The 1,200-nt window shown below is 60.2% G+C and carries 1 protein-coding gene; it reads left to right on the top strand.

Features of this window, described 5'->3' with window-relative positions; translation table 11 throughout:
* Positions 1 to 33 precede the first annotated feature (33 nt).
* On the top strand, positions 34 to 1,197 hold the full coding sequence (locus FIV38_RS29785) for a ribonucleotide-diphosphate reductase subunit beta (protein WP_083335483.1): 1,164 nt from the start codon (positions 34 to 36) through the stop codon (positions 1,195 to 1,197).
* Positions 1,198 to 1,200 lie beyond the last annotated feature (3 nt).

Consider the following 1,200-nt stretch of genomic DNA (forward strand, 5'->3'; position numbering starts at 1 on the left):
GGCGCCAACGCCGGCCACGCCACCGAAGCCAACATGGACCGCCTCGACGGTGCCGGCGCCGCCGCTGCCATCGAAGCCCGCGCCGTGACCGCCAATGACTCCGCCGCCATCGTGCGGGCCAAGGCTGCCCTGGACAAACTCGACGTTGCCGAAGGCCTGGCCGAGCTCGAAGGCGCTTCCGCCCGTGTCGCTGTCGACGAAAAGCGCATGATCAACTGCCGCGCCGACCTCAACCAACTCGTGCCGTTCAAGTACGACTGGGCCTGGCAGAAGTACCTCGACGGCTGCGCCAACCACTGGATGCCGCAAGAGGTCAACATGACCGCCGACATCGCCCTGTGGAAAAACCCCGAAGGCCTGACCGACGACGAACGTCGCATCGTCATGCGCAACCTGGGCTTCTTCTCCACCGCCGATTCGCTGGTGGCCAACAACCTGGTCCTGGCCGTGTACCGCCTGATCACCAACCCGGAGTGCCGCCAGTACATCCTGCGCCAGGCCTTCGAAGAGGCGATCCACACCCACGCCTACCAGTACTGCATCGAATCGCTGGCCATGGATGAAGGCGAGATCTTCAACATGTACCACGAGATCCCATCGGTCGCTAAAAAAGCCGCCTGGGGCCTGAAGTACACCCGCTCGATCTCCGATCCGAAGTTCGAAACCGGCACCGTTGACACCGACAAGGAACTGCTGCGCAACCTGGTCGCCTACTACTGCGTGCTGGAAGGCATCTTCTTCTATTGCGGCTTCACCCAGATCCTGTCCATGGGCCGTCGCAACAAAATGACCGGCGTGGCCGAGCAGTTCCAATACATCCTGCGCGATGAGTCGATGCACCTGAACTTCGGCATCGATGTGATCAACCAGATCAAAATCGAAAACCCACACCTGTGGGATACCGAGATGAAGGAAGAAGCGACCCAGATGATCCTGCAAGGGACCCAACTGGAGATCGAATACGCACGCGACACCATGCCGCGCGGCGTGCTGGGCATGAACGCAGCGATGATGGAGGACTACCTCAAGTTCATCGCCAACCGTCGTCTGTCGCAGATCGGCTTGAAGGAAGAATACCCAGGCACCACCAACCCGTTCCCGTGGATGAGCGAGATCATGGACTTGAAGAAAGAGAAGAACTTCTTCGAGACCCGCGTGATCGAGTATCAGACTGGCGGGGCGTTGAGCTGGGATTGATCG

This window comes from Pseudomonas proteolytica, assembly GCF_007858275.1.
Lineage (GTDB): Bacteria > Pseudomonadota > Gammaproteobacteria > Pseudomonadales > Pseudomonadaceae > Aquipseudomonas > Aquipseudomonas proteolytica.